Annotated in this window: 8 protein-coding genes and 1 tRNA gene; 3 read left to right on the top strand and 6 right to left on the bottom strand. The window is 66.7% G+C overall.

Annotated features, from left to right (window positions below):
- Positions 1–37: 37 nt before the first annotated feature.
- From ACFC3J_RS05230 to ACFC3J_RS05205, 6 genes are all read right to left on the bottom strand, one after another.
- Positions 38–3625 carry an error-prone DNA polymerase gene (locus ACFC3J_RS05230; protein ID WP_375195150.1) on the bottom strand — a complete coding sequence of 1196 codons (3588 nt, stop codon included), beginning with the start codon at positions 3623–3625 and terminating at the stop codon, positions 38–40.
- Positions 3622–5214 carry a DNA polymerase Y family protein gene (locus tag ACFC3J_RS05225; protein ID WP_375195183.1) on the bottom strand — a complete coding sequence of 531 codons (1593 nt, stop codon included), beginning with the start codon at positions 5212–5214 and terminating at the stop codon, positions 3622–3624. Before ACFC3J_RS05225 ends, ACFC3J_RS05230 begins: the two co-directional genes overlap by 4 nt.
- On the bottom strand, positions 5111–5971 hold the full coding sequence (locus tag ACFC3J_RS05220) for an ImuA family protein (RefSeq protein WP_375195149.1): 861 nt from the start codon (positions 5969–5971) through the stop codon (positions 5111–5113). The genes ACFC3J_RS05225 and ACFC3J_RS05220 overlap by 104 nt, the downstream gene beginning before the upstream one ends.
- A 46-nt stretch (positions 5972–6017) precedes the next feature.
- The gene (locus ACFC3J_RS05215) at positions 6018–6827 is read right to left on the bottom strand and encodes a transglutaminase family protein (RefSeq protein ID WP_375195148.1); all 810 of its coding nucleotides are present in this window, start codon (positions 6825–6827) and stop codon (positions 6018–6020) included.
- Between the two features lie 174 nt (positions 6828–7001).
- Positions 7002–11189, bottom strand: a complete 4188-nt coding sequence (locus ACFC3J_RS05210) for a translocation/assembly module TamB domain-containing protein (RefSeq protein ID WP_375195147.1) — start codon at positions 11187–11189, stop codon at positions 7002–7004.
- Positions 11189–13327: an autotransporter assembly complex family protein gene (locus ACFC3J_RS05205; RefSeq protein WP_375195146.1), complete on the bottom strand. Its 2139-nt coding sequence runs from the start codon at positions 13325–13327 to the stop codon at positions 11189–11191. Before ACFC3J_RS05205 ends, ACFC3J_RS05210 begins: the two co-directional genes overlap by 1 nt.
- 137 nt (positions 13328–13464) lie before the next feature.
- On the opposite strand from ACFC3J_RS05205, the gene recJ reads away from it, so the two are divergent.
- From recJ to ACFC3J_RS05190, 3 genes are all read left to right on the top strand, one after another.
- Positions 13465–15231 (top strand): single-stranded-DNA-specific exonuclease RecJ, encoded by a 1767-nt coding sequence (gene recJ, locus ACFC3J_RS05200; protein ID WP_375195145.1) that lies wholly within the window; start codon positions 13465–13467, stop codon positions 15229–15231.
- Positions 15232–15352: 121 nt separating this feature from the next.
- Positions 15353–15428 (top strand) — tRNA-Glu (locus ACFC3J_RS05195).
- A 115-nt stretch (positions 15429–15543) separates the two neighbouring features.
- The gene (locus tag ACFC3J_RS05190) at positions 15544–16212 is read left to right on the top strand and encodes a peptidylprolyl isomerase (protein ID WP_375195144.1); all 669 of its coding nucleotides are present in this window, start codon (positions 15544–15546) and stop codon (positions 16210–16212) included.
- Positions 16213–16279 lie beyond the last annotated feature (67 nt).

Below are 16279 nucleotides of genomic sequence, written 5' to 3'. Positions count from 1 at the left end.
ACGTCCAAAACTGGTCGAAAGGCGACATCGCGCCTTTTCAATGAAAATCCCGTGATTGCGGCAGAATCCGGACGTTGCGGGGATGCCCTGTCGCATGAGACGGCCGGGCTTGGGCCGAACGCTCCTCCAAGCTTTCGGCAAGGCGAGCCATTTCCCCGCTCCGGTCATGAACCCGGCTCGCCATCAGGTGAACGACGCCCTCCCTGCTACGCTGCACCTCGCCCTCAACCAGCATCAGCCGCGACGCCATGACCGGCCTGCGCTGTCTTTCGAACAGCCGCGCCCAGAGCAGGATGTTGGTGATGCCTGTTTCATCCTCGATGGTGATGAAGATCGCATTGCCCTTGCCCGGCCGTTGCCGCACGAGCACGACACCCGCCGTTTTCACACGCATTCCGTTTTTCGCGGCAGCGGTCTCCGCGCAGCTCAGCACGCCTTCCGCTGCGAAGACGGGTCGCAGGAACTGCATCGGATGTCCCTTGAGCGACAGCCGCGTCACCGCATAATCGGTCGCCACCTGCTGCGACAAAGCCATGGCAGGGAGCATGGCATCCGGCTCTTCGCCCAATTCGCGCGCGTCTGAATCGCGCTTACGGGCGGCGGCGAACAGCGGCAACTCATCGGAGGGCGTCCGCCGCGCTTCCCACAAGGCCGCCCGCCGATCCTGCCCCAGCGAGCGGCAGGCGTCGGCATCGGCCAGCAACCGCAAGGCCCGCGCCGGCAAGCCTGCCCGCCGCGCCATATCCTCGATGCTGGCGAACATTCCATGCGCTCGCGCTGTGGTGAGTTGCCGCGCCCATTCCTCGCGAAAGCCGTCCACCTGCCGCAACCCCAGCCGCAGCGCGAGCGCCCGTCCCAGTCCTTCACCCCGCCGGCCGTCGCGCGATCGGAGCAGGGGTTCAAGACTATTGTCCCATCCGCTCATGTTCACATCGACATCGTGCACGGTCACGCCATGGTCCCGCGCATCCCCCACGATCTGCGCGGGGGCGTAAAATCCCATCGGCTGGGAATTCAGCAAGGCGCAGGCGAACACCGCAGGCTGATGACATTTGAGCCAGGCCGACACATAGACCAGCCGCGCAAAGGACAGGGCATGGCTCTCAGGAAAGCCGTAGCTGCCAAAACCCTCTATCTGCCTGAAGCAGCGTCGGGCGAAGTCCGCTTCATAGCCGCGCGCAACCATGCCCTTCACCATCTTCTCGCGAAAATGATGGATGGTCCCGACATTGCGGAAAGTCGCCATGGCGCGGCGCAGCTGATTGGCCTCCACATCGCTGAAACGGGCGGCCACGATCGCCAGCCGCATCGCCTGTTCCTGAAACAACGGAACGCCCTTGGTCTTGTCGAGTATCTTTTCCAGCTCGTCCTTCGGCCCATGTTCCGGCGCGGGCGAGGGATAGCTCACCTTCTCCTCCCCGCAGCGCCGGCGCAGATAGGGATGCACCATGTCGCCCTCGATCGGGCCCGGCCGCACGATCGCGACCTGAATGGTCAGATCGTAGAGCGTGCGGGGTTTCAGACGCGGCAGCATGTTGATCTGCGCCCGGCTTTCCACCTGAAATACGCCGATGCTGTCGCCCTTGCACAGCATATCGTAGACGGCGCCATCCTGCGCTTCCAGATCGACCGTCAACTGATGGTCTCCCAGCCCCTGTTCCCGCATCAGGTCGAACGCCTTGCGGATGCAGCTCAACATCCCCAGCGCCAGCACATCGACCTTCATCAGCCCAAGGGCGTCGATGTCGTCCTTGTCCCATTCGATGAAGCTGCGATCCTCCATCGCCGCATGATGCAGCGGCACCGTCTCGTCGAGCCGGTTCTGCGTCAGCACGAAACCGCCGACATGCTGGGACAGATGGCGGGGAAAAGGCGCCCGCAGCAACTGGTCGAGTATGGCGCGCAATTGCACGATCTGCGGATTGTCGAGGTCGAAGCCCGCCTCTGTGATCCGCGCATCGCCCATGTCGCCCGAATAGCTGCCCCAGACGGTGCTGGAGAGGCGCGCCGACACATCTTCGCTGAGGCCCAGCACCTTTGCCGCTTCCCGCACAGCGCTGCGCGAGCGGTAGTGGATGACGGTAGCGGCTATGCCCGCGCGGTGGCGGCCGTAACGTTCATAGATATATTGCATCACCTCCTCGCGCCGCTCATGCTCGAAATCGACATCGATGTCGGGCGGCTCATCGCGCTCTTCGGACACGAAGCGGGAAAAGAGCAGGTCATGCTGGCGCGGATCGACCGAGGTCACGCCCAGCAGGAAGCAGACCATGGAATTGGCGGCCGACCCTCGTCCCTGGCACAAAATGCCCTTCATCCGGGCGAAAGCGACGATGTCGTGAACGGTCAGGAAATAAGCGGCATAGTTGCGCTTGGCGATCAGCCCGAATTCCTCATCCAGCAATTCGCGCACCTTGCGCGGAATGCGCGGGCCATAGCGGGCATGGGCGGCGGAAAGGGTGAGTTCCTCCAGCCATTGCTGCGCGGTCCATCCTTCGGGCACCGGCTCATGGGGATATTCATAGGCCAGCTGGTCCAGCGTGAAATGCACATGGGTCAGAAAGGCGACGCTTTCCGCCACCGCTTCGGGGCAGGCCCGGAACAGATGCGCCATTTCAGCGGCGCTGTGGATATGCCGCTCGGCATTGGCCTCCAGCACGCGGCCTGCCCTGGCGATGGTGGTGCCTTCGCGGATGCAGCTCAGCACATCCTGCAAGGGCCGCTGCGCGGGGGTCGCATAGAGCGCGTCCATGGTCGCCAGCAAGGGCACGCCCGTCGAGGCCGAAAGCCCCTTGAACCGGGCCAGCCGCCGCGCATCCCGCCCATCCCGGCGCAAGGCGGCGCCCAGCCACAGACGACCGGGCACCAGCCGGTTCAATCGGTTCAGCAGGGCTTCCAGATCGGCGGGAGGCGGCGGCGGGACAAGACTGAGATGGCCTTGCCTGATCGCTTCCCTGGAGGGCCGGTCGTCATAGTCATACGCCACGGGCCGGCGATGCGCGGTCTGTTCGGTGGCGGTGGAGTAAGGCAGCACGATCAGCAGCAGATCGTCGAGATAAGCGGTCAGATCCTCATAGGTCAGGATGCAGTCGCCCTTGACCGACCGGAGGTTTCCCACGGTCAGCAATTTGGTGAGTTCGCCCCAACCCCGCCGCGTGGCGGGATAGGCCACGATATCCGGCGTGCCGTCGGCAAAGACCAGCCGGGTGCCGACGACCAGCCGCAAATCGGTCTGGCAGGCCCGTTCCTCCTCTTTGCTGAGCTTCAAAGGTTGCCCGGCTTCCTTGCGGGCTTCCAGCAGGGCGGCGCGCATCTGTTCGGGCCAGCGCTTGCGCGCGACATGGGCGCGGACCACGCCCGCCACCGTGTTGCGATCGGCAATGCCCAGTCCCGTGAGGCCAAGGCTGATGGCGCGCGTCACCATGTCCGACGCATGGGACGCGCCGCGCAGGAAGGAAAAATTGGTGGCCGCGACCAGTTCGGCGAAGGGCAACGCCGCTATCGGCGGGCGGTCAGCGGGCGGCTGGCGCTGGGCCTTCTCCCGCGCCGCCTCCAGCGCCTTCAGTTCGCGCCGGTCGGTGGATTTGGGCCTGGCGGGATCAGGGCCTTTGCCGCGCCCTTTCATGCGAAAAGGCCATGGATAAACCAGCCCGGATGCACCGCCTCGGTCCCGTAAAGCCCGTGGCGGAAAATCCAGTAGCGCCGCCCGCGCGCATCCTCGACCCGGTAATAGTCGCGCGTCAGCCCCGCGCCTTCGTCCTCCAATGTGCCGTCTTTGGCCGTCCACCATTCGGGCGCGATCCGCTCGGGCCCTTCATAGCGGGTCACCTCATGCAAGGCCCGGCGCCAGCGGAAGCGATGCGGGGGACCGTCGGGCACCTGCGCCACCACCTCGATCGGTTGGGGCGGATCGAACAGATGCAGCGGGCGCATCGGCGGATCGCCCGTTTCCTGCCGCTGCGGCCAGTTGGCCGGAGGACGGCTTTCCACGGCGGGAAGGGCGAGCTGGGCCTGTTCGGGAATATGGCTGTCACGCGGCTCCAGCCGCTGGATGCGCGCACGCCCCGCCCGTATCGACAGCCGGTCGACCAGCGCGGCGACGCTTTCTTCGCGACGCGCCTCGCCGCCCTCCAGCGCCAACTGGGTAGGCGCCATCGGCTCGGCCTGAGGCACGGTGAGGCGCAGCATGTCGAAGCCGAAACCCGGATCCAGCGGATCGGACAGCGCGTCGATCCGCTCCTGCACCAGCCGCATGATCGTGGGTGCGTCGCGCACCGGCAGGCTGGTTTCCAGCCGCAGCGGAAAGGCGAGTCCGTCACTGCGGAAGAAAGTCACTTCAAAGCGGCGGCCGCCCTGTCCGCGTTCGCCCAGCCTTTCGCCGGCTTCCGCTGCCATGTCCGTCAGCGTCTTCAGCGCAAAGGTCGTGCTGCCCATGGGTTCGGCGAATCGCCGCTCGATGCGGATCGCCGGGCGCGGCCGCCGGGGGGCGAGCGGCCGCCGCCCCAGCCCCAGCAGCGCATGCAACGCATCCACCGCTTCCTCCCCGAAGCGCGCCGCCAGCACCGCCGCCGGGCGGGCCGCCAGATCGCCCACGGTGCGCAGGCCCGCCCGGCGCAGCGCCACCGCGCTTTCCTCCTCCAGGCGCAAGGCCTCGACCGGCAGGCGGCGCAGGGCCGCATCCTCATCCGCCGCCGCACCGACAGGGAAGCGGCACAGCGCATGCGCGCCCTCCGCCGTTCCGGCCAGCGCATGACGCACCCGCATGCCATGTCGTTCCAGCCGGTCGGCGGCATCGCGCGCCAGGGCTTGCTCACCGTTCCAGAGGTGCGCGCAACCGCTGATGTCGAGCATCAGGCCGAAGGGCGAATCCAGCGCGGCCACCGGCGTATAGCGGGCGGAACCGTCGCACAGCCGCTCCAGCCAATCCTGATCGGCATGGGGATCGGCATCAAATACCCGCAGATCCGGCTCGCGAGCCCGCGCATCGGCCAGCGTCATGCCCGGCGTCAGCCCCAGCGCCAGCGCATCGGCGTCCAGCGTCGCCAGCCGCATCGCGCCGCGCACCTGTTCGACGACGACCGCAGGCCCATCGCCCTGCGCGCTCCAAAGATCAGGCCGCGCGATCCGCAGCCGGTCGATCGGCAGGAAGGGGAACCAAAGCGCCAGATAGCGGCGCTGGACGATCGCGTCGCCCGCTGTCCTGTTCCCCGCCATGCTGTTCCCCGACATGCTGTCCAAGGTCATGGCGTTCATCGCGCCCACCTCTCCATTCTTCAAACACGCCCCGGCCATTGTCCCACATAAGCCGCCAGTGAAGCCCATCCCGTCCCGCCCGCCGCCGCAGCAGATGCAGATCGAAAACACTCATGCCCGGCCCATTGCCCGGCAAGGGGAGGGAGGGCGCCGCCGCCACCCGCCAGCGGGTGTCGGCCGCGCTGGGCGCCGGATCGCCGCCCAGACGGACGAGCAGCGGCGTCACGCCCGATCCTTCCGCCGCCAGCGCCAACCGGCGGCTGGCCGTCAGGTCGAGCAACGGCGCCCGGCCCCGCAATTCCACCACCAGCGCGCCCAAAGCCGGACAGCGCAACGCATCCACCGCCGCCCGCAACAGCATGGCGTCGTCCGCCATCATGCCGATCACCAGCTGTTCGGGATTGATCCCCAGCGCCGCCAGCCCCGGTCCATAGGGCATGCCGCCCGTTCGTCCCGCCGCGGCCGTCCGCAACCAGAGCAGCGGCGCTTCCCCTGCCGTCAGTCGCGCAAGGATCAGCGCCAGCCCGGCGGCCGCGCCTTCCTCTTCCGGGGTCGCGAAAAATTCATGCACCCGGCCGCGCGCCAGTCCACCGTCGAGCGCCTGATCGAGCGGCGCATGACCCGTCGCCACCCGGGCGCAAGGCTGGGCGGCTGGAATCCGCTCCAGCGATGCGATATGCCGCTTGAGGGCGGCGAGGGTCTTCACCGACTCGGTCATGCCATATGTTCCTGATTTGTTCTTTTCGCGCCAAGCGTGGCGTCTGTCAATCGGGCTGCGCCGCGTCCGATGCGCCTTGCAGCCGCGTCACCCGGATCGCCTGGCTGTTCATGGCCGCCGAGCCAAAGGCGGTCATGAAGGCGATGTCGGTGGCGTCCCGCCCTACCGCAATCCGCACCATCGTCTCCACGGGCGCCAGACCCGTCGAATCAACCAGATGCCAGGCGCCGTCCAGCCACACTTCCACCACCGCATGGAAATCGGGCGGATCAAGGCCCAGCGCATAGACTGACACCAGCCGGGCCGGAATGTCGTGGGCGCGGATCAGAGCGGCGGTCAGATGGGCATAGTCGCGGCAGACCCCCTGTTGCGCGACGAAGCAGTCGACCGCGCTGGTCCTTACATCGGAACTGCCCGGCACATAACGGATATTGTCGTGCACCCAGCCTGCCATCGCCTGCACCAGCGCGCCCCCGCACAGCCCCTTGAAATGGCTGCAGACGAAGGGAACGAAGCGATCCGCTTCGCAATAGCGGCTGGGCCAGATGAAAGGCAGCACTTCTCTGGGCAGGCTGGGCAGGGGCGATTTGGCCAGAGGGAAAAGGTTCGGAAAGGGCCGGTTCACCTCGACCGTGGCGCGATAGCGGGCCTGCATGCGGCCTGTTTCCGCCAGCGTCCAGTTGCGCCGGCCAACGTCGCTGCCGCCATCCAGGGTCGTCAGAGGGCCTGCGCCCTCAATTTCCAACGACTGATCGAGGACCGTCTGATCGGGCAGCTGGGCCGCCTCCAGCGCAAGGAGCACGTCGGTCGGTTCAGTGAATTCATAATCCAGCAGGACTTCGATCCCGACGCGCATGGCGGCTGCTCCACTAAAGCATTTTCGAAGCAGGGGCCCAGCTGCTGGCTTGGAAAATGCGGAAAACCAGAGGCAAACGGAGCATGATCCGGTTCAGGCTGATCGGATCATGCTGCAGACGATATCAGAACCGGAAGAGAGTGGCACACGTTCCGGTCGGCAGGCGCAGCGCGTTCAATAATCCTTCGAATAGCGCAGATTTGCGGACGATCCCGCATTGGTCCCGGTCTTGGACAGCAGACTCAGCGTCCTGGACAGCGAGATTTCGAGCTGGGTGGCGGTGAAACCCTTGGGATCGGTGATCACCTCCACATAGATATTGTTGGAGATATGCTGTCCCACCGCCAGCGATGTCCCGCGTCCGGTCGCCTCGTCGCCGCCGACGATGCCGATGCGGTCGACGCCTGAGGCGTTTTGCAGCTTGCCCATCGGATTGAGTCCGCCGCTGCCCCCGCGCAGCCCGTTCAGGGCAGCGGCAAGCTGAATCGCCTGCGTCGCGCTGAGGTTAGCGACATTGTCCCCGAACAGGATGCGGGCGAGGATCTCGTCCTGCGGCAGCGTCGGCGTCGAAACAAAGGCGATGTCCGGCCGCTGCGCCGTGCCGCCCACCGAAATGCCTGCCGTCACATCGTCGATCCGGGTTTCGGCGCGGATCGCCAGCACCGGGTTCATCATCGGCCCGTTGAAGGTGATGACGCCCTGTTCCAGATCGAACTGATGGCCCGAGAAGCTGTAGCGGCCCCGGATCACCTCGATCTTGCCAACCACGCGCGGATCGGAGGTGGTGCCGGTGATGCGCATGTTCGTCTTCCATTCGGAATCGAGGCCCATGCCGGTCACGTAAATCTCGTTATCGGCGCGCACCCGCACGTCGAGTTTCCATGCCGTCGGCCTGGCGGCGGTCTGCCGCGCGGCAAGGCGCTGATCCAGCAGGTCGGTGCCTTCGCCCTTGCGCCGCACGCCGGTCAGTTGCCGAATGTCGGTGCCGCCCTGCCAGGCGACGCGATAGCGGGTCTCGGGCAGCGACAGATCGCCCTTGATCAACCCGCCATTGGCCGCGCTGTTGGTGATGTTGAGCGTGCCGCTGACCACGCTGGTAACCGCCTCGCTGCGGGCCAGGCGGGCGCGGTCCAGCTTGACCCTGATGTCCATCGGATAGCCGCTGTCCGCCGCGAGGCCGACCGTGCCGCTCGCCTGCACCGTGCCGTCGCCCGCCCGGCCCGAAAAGTCGCGCAGCTCCAGCCGGTCGTTGGTGAAACGTCCGTCCAGCCGCATCTGCGTGACGCGGGTGCCGAACGTCTCATTCTCATAGGTCAGCGCATTGGCGCGAACGATGCCGTTGAGGCGGGGGGCGCTCAGCCGGCCGCCGAAGTCCGCCGCGACCGCGATCGGTCCGGTCAGTTGCTGGTCGGCCTGCCCGGCGAAGGAGAACAGCACATCGGCAGGGCCGGCATAGCGGATGCCGCCGCCCAGAGGCGCCGACTGCAACTGCTCGCTCCAGCTCGCACCCGGTCCCGGCGGCGCGAGCGTCGCGACGAAGCGGCCCAGCGTCGCATTGCCGCGCCGGATGAGGCCGCGCATGTCGCCGCCCGCGCCGGACAGCTTGCCCTCGATCGCCATCGACACCGGATCGGACACGGCGGTCAGGCTGGAGCGACGGAAATCGCTGATCGCAAGCCGCGTGGTTGCGGTGGGGAAGGCGCTGCCGGTCTGGGCATAGTCCAGCGTGCCGGTAGCCTTGCCGCTGATGCCGATGCCGGGACTCATCATGTTGACGATGGCGAGGTCGAAATCCTTGAAGCGCGCCTGCATTGCGGTCTGGTCGCCGAAGCGTCCGGCGAGGTCGACCCGCCCCTGGGGCAGCACCAGCGTCGCGGGCTCGAGGCGATAACCGCCCTTCTCGATGCGGATGATCGCGGGCTGGGCAAAGCGGAAGGGAATGTTGCTCGCCTTGCCCTCCAGCGCGACGGCATAGAGGCTGGGGCGCAGCGCGGCATTCACCGCCAGCGAGAAGGGCACGCCGGTCGATCCGTCCGCGACCAGCTGCGCCCGACCGCGCCCGGCCTGATAATCGATCCGCCCCCGCGCCTTGCGGACCACATAGTCGCCATAGGCGGCGTTGGCCATCTGCACGTCGGCGCTGATCTGCGGCTGGTCGGTCAGGACCATGTTCGCGGTGATCAGGGCGCGGCCGATCACGACATCGGCCTCTCCGGGCAGTTTCGCGTTGCTGGCGGTGGCGTTGAGCTGCGCGCCCTGCGCCCTGCCCACCGCCGTCAGCCGGGCCGTGCCGGTGATGCCCGATCCGTTCATCGCCAGCTGGCCGGTGAAGGGACCGGCGGCGCTCTGCTGCACGCGGCCGTTCATGTCCACGCCTGCGAAGCGTGCCTTCGTGACGTCGATTGTGAGCGGGCCTTTGGCCGTGCGGATCAGCACATTGGCGAAGAAGGGGCCGTAAGGCGATCCGCCCGTGGCTTCGAGCCGATAGCCCGCCGCCTCGCCATTCAGTTTCGCCACCACATCATGCAACTGCACGCCGACATTGGGCCGGGCTGCGCGCAGCACGGCCTGCGGGCGTTCCATCGTGCCGCGCACGGTGAGGGCCAGCGGACCATATTGGCGCGACGACGCCCTGGCGTCGAAGGCGATCGCGCCGTCCGTGTCATAGCTGCCCGAACCTGAGTGCACCTGGAAATTGGGTGCGGCGCCCTTGAGACCGGCGAGGGTGAACTTGCCCTCCGGCGTCATGCCGATGCGGCCGGATAGGACCGCATTGCCGCCGAGGAAATCGCGCACCGAGGCATTTTCCCAGCGCGCCGTGCGCACCCCGAACTTGCCGTCCAGCCCAAAGCCCCCCCGCGGCCCCGGCACCAGATGCATGTCGGTGGTGAGGTTGACGATGCCGACGCCGTCGATCCTATAGTCGTTGACCCGGCCCTTGAGCGCGCCGCGATAAATGGCGTTATCCAGGTCGGCGAGGACGATGGCGGTGGCGTCCACCCGGTCGCTGTCGATCTTGAGATTGTCGCTGATCAGCTTGCCTGCCGCATAGGCGAAGTCGCCCTTCACCCGCAAATTGTTGAGCAGTCCCCCGGCGGCGGCGTTAAGGCCGGTCACGCGGCTGGCGGTGGCGTTGACCGGAATCCGGATGCGGTCGGCATCGATCACGGCACGGCCGCTGGCCCTGAGATTCTCGATGCCGGTGGCGTCGAAGGCGAGGTGCTTCGCCGTGATGTCATAGTCGATGAAGGGCGTCGCCATCGGGCCATCGAGAATGACGGAGGCGCGGACATCCTTGCCCTTCACCTTCTCCATGATCGCGCCGGGGATGAGCAGGGCGGCATCGATCTTCAAGGCGCTGAACTGGCTCCTGCCGAGGTCGATCAGCCCCTGCGCCGTGGCGGAGACGGCAGGCGATTTCAATGATCCCTTGAGGTTCACCCGCCGTTCGTTCAGCCCCGCGAACAGGTCGACGTCGAGCGCGGGTGCGGTCAGCCGGTCGACCGTCCCGGCAAAGACCAGACCGGGGCGCACCGGACCCCTGGCGGTGAAATTGCCGTCGCGGGCCGCGAGCGCGATATTGGCCAGCTCCCCCTTGCCCGAGGTCGCGACGATCCGCCCGTCCCATGCCTGCCACGTTCCCCTGCCGTCCAGCGTCGCGGTGAAGCCGTCGGTCAGGCCGCTCATCGCCGCGATCACGCCGCCTCTGGGTGCGGTCAGCCTGCCCTTCATGGCGAGGCGGTTCTGGGAGGGCACGGCGTCCAGATTGGCCTGTAACCGGTCGCCGCTGTCCACCACGGCATTGGCCGACAGGATCGCCCGGCCATCGGCTATGTGGGTGACGCCGTCGATGGCGATCTCGCGCTTCTGGCCGATTACCGGTTTGGCGACGAGAAAGCGGGCGATCTTCAGCCGGTCGACGTCAATGTCGAGGTCGGGCAGGATCGGCGCATCGGGATCGGTCTTGGTGACGTTGAACTGCGGACTGCGCGCCAGCACGACCAGCGGGCTTTCCAGCAGCCGCACCGAAATATGATTGTTGATGTAACGGAACGGGCTCCACACCACATGGACTCGCGGGCTGACGGCGAAGATGCCTTTGGGGTCGCGCAGCACCAGATTGTGGATGGTCATGTCGCTGTAGATCGACCCGTCGATCCGGCCGACCTCGATCGCCATGCCGGATTCCAGCTTGAGCGCGGCGATCTGGCGGATCAGGAATTTCTTGCCCGGCTGGCTGTTGAGGAACATCAGCAGGCCTGCCGTCAGCACCAGCAGGCCGGTGATCAGGCCGATCAGGCCCAGCACGATCTTCTGCCAGAGCGGGCGCGGTTCGCGGAGGGTGACGGTGTCCTCTGCCATCAGAAGGCCTGCCCGATGCCGATGTAGAGGGCGAATTTGGACTCGCCCGGCTGCCGGTTGATCGGCATGGCGATGTCGGCGCGGAAGGGACCGAAATTGGTGTAGAAGCGCCCGCCGACGCCGACGCCGTAGCGAATGTCGGAAAATTGCGGCATGGAACTTTCATAGACCTGACCCGCATCGACGAAGGCGACCACGCCATAGTCACCGAAGCGGTAGCGGCCCTCGACCGCAAATTCATTGACGGATCGGCCGCCGATCGGATCGTTGTTCGCGTCCTTCGGCCCCAGTTCCTGATAGCCAAAGCCGCGCACCGACCCGCCACCGCCCGCATAGATGCGCCGCGAGGGGGCGATATCGTCCCGTGCCACTCCGCTGATCGTCCCGATCCGCGTGCGCCCGGCGATGACGAGACCGTCGGACAGCGGATAATAGCCGGTGAGATCGAAGGTGGCGCGCAGATAGGGTGAGAAGCTGCCCTGCAACGATCCTTCCGGTTCGGCGCGGAGATTGGCGCGAAACCCCTTGGTCGGGTTCAGCAGATCGTTCGAGCGGTCATAGCCGACCTGCACCGGCAGGCCGCCGATGAAATAGGTGCGCCGTGTCTTGTCCGCCGTTGCGGGATCGACCACGACCTGCTCGTTGGTCAGCAATATTTCCGCGCCATAGCTGTAGGTCCAGCGCTTCTGGAAGATCGGCGTGGACTGGCGCGACCAGCTGACGTTGAGGCCCGCGGTATAGGCTTCATAGGCATCGTAATTCTGGTGGTTGAGCGATAGGCCGGTCTGGAACGTTCTGTCGCGCTTGCCGGCATTGGAGCGGCGGAAGGTGCCCGAGGCGCCCTGTTCCTGCGTGCCCGCTATGACGCTGGCGATCACCGCGCCTTCGGGCGGGAAGAGGTTGCGGTGAGTCCATGTCCCCTCGGCGCGGAAGCCCTGTCCGGTGCCATAGCCCAGCTCCCCGGCGAGCGTGCGCGGCTTGCCCGCCTCTTGGCTGACATGGAGGTCGACATATTCGGTGCCGTCCGGCCCCGGCACGCTGGTCCGCACCGGATCGACCGCCACGCTGGAAAACAGCCCCGTCGCCACCAGCGCCCGGCGCAGATCATCGACCTTGCGGCTGTCATACAGCTCGCCCGGCCTGAAGCGGCTCATGATCTTCATATGGTCGGCGCCAAAGGCCTGTTTCTCGCCGGAGGTGGTGATCCCCCGGAACGACCCGCGCGGACCCGTCTCGACCGGCAGCGTGTAGTCGCCGGTCGCCGTCGCGGGATCGAGCACTATGTCGCGCTGCCCCAGCTTGGCGAAGGCATAGCCATTTTCCGGCAGCTTGACCCCGATATTGGCCTCTGCCGCCTCGACCGCCGCCGCGACGATGAAATCGCCGGTTGCCAGCGGCAGGCTGTCGCGGATCAGGCCCGGCGGCACGGTCGGCCCGGCGGTGATGACGATCTCGCCGATCTTGTAGCGCTTGCCCGGCGTTACCGAGACGACCGCCTTCAGCGTTCCCCCGCTCGCCTGATCTCCGGCCTGATCCCCCGCCTGCTCCAACGTGGCGAGCGCGGTCGCGTCATAATAGCCTTCGGAATAGAGCAGCCGCACGGCCAGCGCTTCATCCTCATGGGCGCGGGCCTGCACCATGGCGGCGGTGTCCGCCTTGCCCTTGCCGTCAACCAGCGCGGAGGCGGCGCGGAAATCATCCTCCAGCCCGGTCCTGCCGAAACCTTCGACCGCGGTGGTGTAACGAACCGTCTGCGTTTTCTCCTCGGGATTGCTGTCGGTCGCGACCTGCAAGGGCACCTGCACGCTGTCGAGCGGCGGCAGCGGCGCGGCCAGTTCGCGTTCCCCCCGCGGTTCGGTGGCGGGCGGCAGTTCGGCCGGTGCGCCCGCTCGCCCCATATTCGTCTGCGGCATCTGCTGATCGATCCATTCATCGATCGAAGGCAGGGGCGCGGCCCTGTCGGCCGGTGCCTCGCCGGTCTTGGGCAGGCGGGCCTCGAACTCGCTGTCGGGAAGGATCGGCTCTTCCTCTTGCGGCGGCGAGGCTGCGGGGGTCTGGGCCATCAGGGGAAGGGGGGAGGCCGCTATCATCATCAAACCCAGGGCATGCCGAACCCGCTTTGCCTGCCCTGAACCCATGGAAACCGCTTTGCCCCTTTTGTCCGTCGCCCATTTTCGGGCGGGAATGACAATACGCGCAACAAGTTGCCTCGGTTCCGACCCCGTCATGATTTGAAGGGCTACCGCGCGAATCCCATCCGGTCTAAGCCCGATCCATGACTATAGCGCTCAACATCACCCGTTCGATCCTCGGCCAGCCCTGGCGGTGGCGCGGAGGCAATGCCGATGGGCGCGATCCGGGTTATCGGCCCGACGATCTGGTGACGCAATTGCTGCTGGCGCGCGGCTGTCCGCGCGACGCGGTGGAGGCGCATCGCAACCCCACCATCCGCCATTTCATGCCCGACCCCAGCCTGTTCCGCGACATGGACGCCGCCGCCGAACGCCTCGCCGACGCAGTGGTCGGGGGCGAGGATGTGCGCATTTTCGGCGACTATGACGTCGACGGCGCGACCAGCGCGGCGCTGCTGATTCGGCTGCTGCGCGATCTGGGATTGGCGGCGCGACCCTATATACCCGACCGGCTGATGGAGGGCTATGGCCCCTCGGGCGAGGCGCTGGTCCGGCTGGCGGGCGAGGGCGCGACCCTGATCGTCACCGTCGATTGCGGCGCGCAGGCCTTCGAAGCGCTGGCGATGGCCAAGGAAGCTGGCGTCGACGTGGTGGTCGTCGATCATCACAAATGCGCCGCCGCGCTTCCGCAAGCGCTGGCGCTGGTGAATCCCAACCGTCTCGACGAAGACCCCGAAGCGGCGCTGCACGGCCATCTGGCGGCGGTGGGCGTGGCCTTTCTGCTGGGCGCTGCGCTGATCCGGGTGCTGCGCAGGCGGGGCTGGTTCGCCCAAAGGTCCGAGCCGCCGTTGATGGAATTGCTCGATATCGTGGCGCTCGGCACTGTGGCGGACGTGGCGCAACTGAAGGGCCTCAACCGCGCCTTCGTGGCGCAGGGCCTCAAGATCATGGCGAAGCGCCGCAACATCGGCCTTTCCGCGCTGATCGACGCCAGCCGCCTGACTCGGGCGCCGCTCTGCCATGATCTGGGCTTTGCGCTGGGTCCGCGCATCAATGCGGGCGGGCGCGTGGGCAAGGCGGACCTCGGCGTGCGGTTGCTCACCACCGAAGATCCGGCGGAGGCGGCGAAGATCGCGCAGGAACTGGACCTGCTCAACGAGGAACGCCGCGCCATCGAAGCGGCGGTGCAGGCCGAGGCCGAGGAGTTGCTCGCCGCGCAGGGCAATCGCGCGGTGGCTCTGGTGTCGGGCGCTGGCTGGCACCCAGGGGTCATCGGCATCGTCGCGGGTCGCATCAAGGAGAAGGCAGGCCGCCCCGCCATCGTCGTCGCCATCGATGAGGAGGGCACCGGCAAGGGATCGGGTCGCTCCATTTCCGGTGTCGACCTGGGGGCCGCGGTGTTGGCGGCGAAGGATAGCGGCCTGCTGGTCGCGGGCGGCGGGCACGCCATGGCGGCGGGTCTGACGGTCGCGGCGGACAAGGTGGATGCGCTGGCCGACTTCCTCGACGAACGACTGTCCGGCGCGGTCGCCAAGGCGCGCGACGACCGCGCGCTGCTGATCGACGCTGTATTGGCTCCGGCGGGGGTCAATCCGGATTTCGTCGCCGCCATCGATGCAGGCGGTCCCTATGGCGCGGGCTGGCCCGCGCCGCTCATCGCGTCGGGACCGATGCGCGTCATCAAGGCGGACATTGTCGGCAATGGCCATTTGCGCGCAATCATGGCGGGCGACGATGGCCGATCGATCAAGACCATCGCTTTCCGTCAGGCCGAATCCGATCTGGGTCAGGCCATCCTCGGCGCCCCGCGTGACCGGCGGCTGTGGATTGCGGGGCGGGCGAAGATCGACGATTGGGGGCCGCGTCCTGCCGCTGAACTGCATCTGGAGGATGCGGCCTGGGCAGACTGAGGAGCGGGCAGGCAATTTTTTGCTCCGCGTCATTTTCATGACGAAAAGGGGGTTGACCGTTTCCGCGCCGCCGCCTAATGCCCGCCTCGCTTCGCAGCGACGCCCACGCGGAACTGCATGTGGCCCCTTCGTCTAGCGGTCTAGGACGCGGCCCTTTCACGGCTGAAACACGGGTTCGATTCCCGTAGGGGTCACCACTTTCTCTATAGGAAAATGGTGCGAAACCGGTTGCTGAGGCACCCGGTTGCGCGTTGCACGCAGGCGCTCTAGCCTGAGCGGAAATCTCCTCTTTCGTGAGCTGCTTTCTTGCTGATGCGTCCGGTTTTGCGTTGCCTTGCCCTGCTGATCGCCTTTCTTTCCGGTTCCGTCTCTGCGCAGCCTGCCAACCGGCCGACGTCCGGCTATACGCGGGTCGCCATCGAGACTTCCGTCGGCACGATCATCGTAGCCACCGACGACAAAAGGGCGCCGCTGACCTCGGCCAATTTCCTGACCTATGTGGATGACGGGCGCTTCGACGGCGTGACCTTCTACCGGGCGGCGCGGCGCAGGAGCGATCCGAAGCTGGGACTGATCCAGGGTGGCATAGACACCGATGCCCGCCGATCCCTGCCGCCGATCCGGCATGAGCCGACGACGCGGACGGGCCTCAGGCATCTCGACGCGACCCTGTCCATGGCCCGGCCCAATCGCGCCAATTCGGCTATGGGCAATTTCTTCATCACCATCGGGTCGACGCCGAACATGGACGCGCGAGGCGACTATATCGGCTATGCCGCTTTTGGCCACGTCGTCGGCGGCATGGATGTGGTGAAGCGAATACTCGCCGTCCCCACCTGCTGTGGTTCGGGGCCCATGCGCGGGCAGATCATCATCAGGCCCATAACCATCATCCGCGCCAAAAGGCTGGACGGCAAGCCGCATCCCTCGCGCGGGGTGAAGCCGTGGCTGCTCGGCCTCAACCGCAAGCCCGCGCGCTGATTTTGCGTTGACGTTGATGAGTGCGGGAAGCGGTCATGGTCCGCCTTCCTTCAGACAGGATCGGGGA

This window comes from Sphingobium sp. (assembly GCF_041987595.1).
GTDB lineage: Bacteria > Pseudomonadota > Alphaproteobacteria > Sphingomonadales > Sphingomonadaceae > Sphingobium.
Note: the sequence above shows the minus strand (reverse complement) of the source record. Positions and strands in the feature narration are given on the sequence as shown.

Excerpts from the sequence above, each read along its gene's own strand:
- ACFC3J_RS05205 (WP_375195146.1), bottom strand. The coding sequence starts at position 13,327 with ATGGGTTCAGGGCAGGCAAAGCGGGTTCGGCATGCCCTGGGTTTGATG.
- ACFC3J_RS05190 (WP_375195144.1), top strand. The coding sequence starts at position 15,544 with ATGCGTCCGGTTTTGCGTTGCCTTGCCCTGCTGATCGCCTTTCTTTCC.
- ACFC3J_RS05210 (WP_375195147.1), bottom strand. The coding sequence starts at position 11,189 with ATGGCAGAGGACACCGTCACCCTCCGCGAACCGCGCCCGCTCTGGCAG.
- ACFC3J_RS05220 (WP_375195149.1), bottom strand. The coding sequence starts at position 5,971 with ATGACCGAGTCGGTGAAGACCCTCGCCGCCCTCAAGCGGCATATCGCA.
- ACFC3J_RS05215 (WP_375195148.1), bottom strand. The coding sequence starts at position 6,827 with ATGCGCGTCGGGATCGAAGTCCTGCTGGATTATGAATTCACTGAACCG.
- ACFC3J_RS05225 (WP_375195183.1), bottom strand. The coding sequence starts at position 5,214 with ATGGCGGGGAACAGGACAGCGGGCGACGCGATCGTCCAGCGCCGCTAT.
- recJ (WP_375195145.1), top strand. The coding sequence starts at position 13,465 with ATGACTATAGCGCTCAACATCACCCGTTCGATCCTCGGCCAGCCCTGG.
- ACFC3J_RS05230 (WP_375195150.1), bottom strand. The coding sequence starts at position 3,625 with ATGAAAGGGCGCGGCAAAGGCCCTGATCCCGCCAGGCCCAAATCCACC.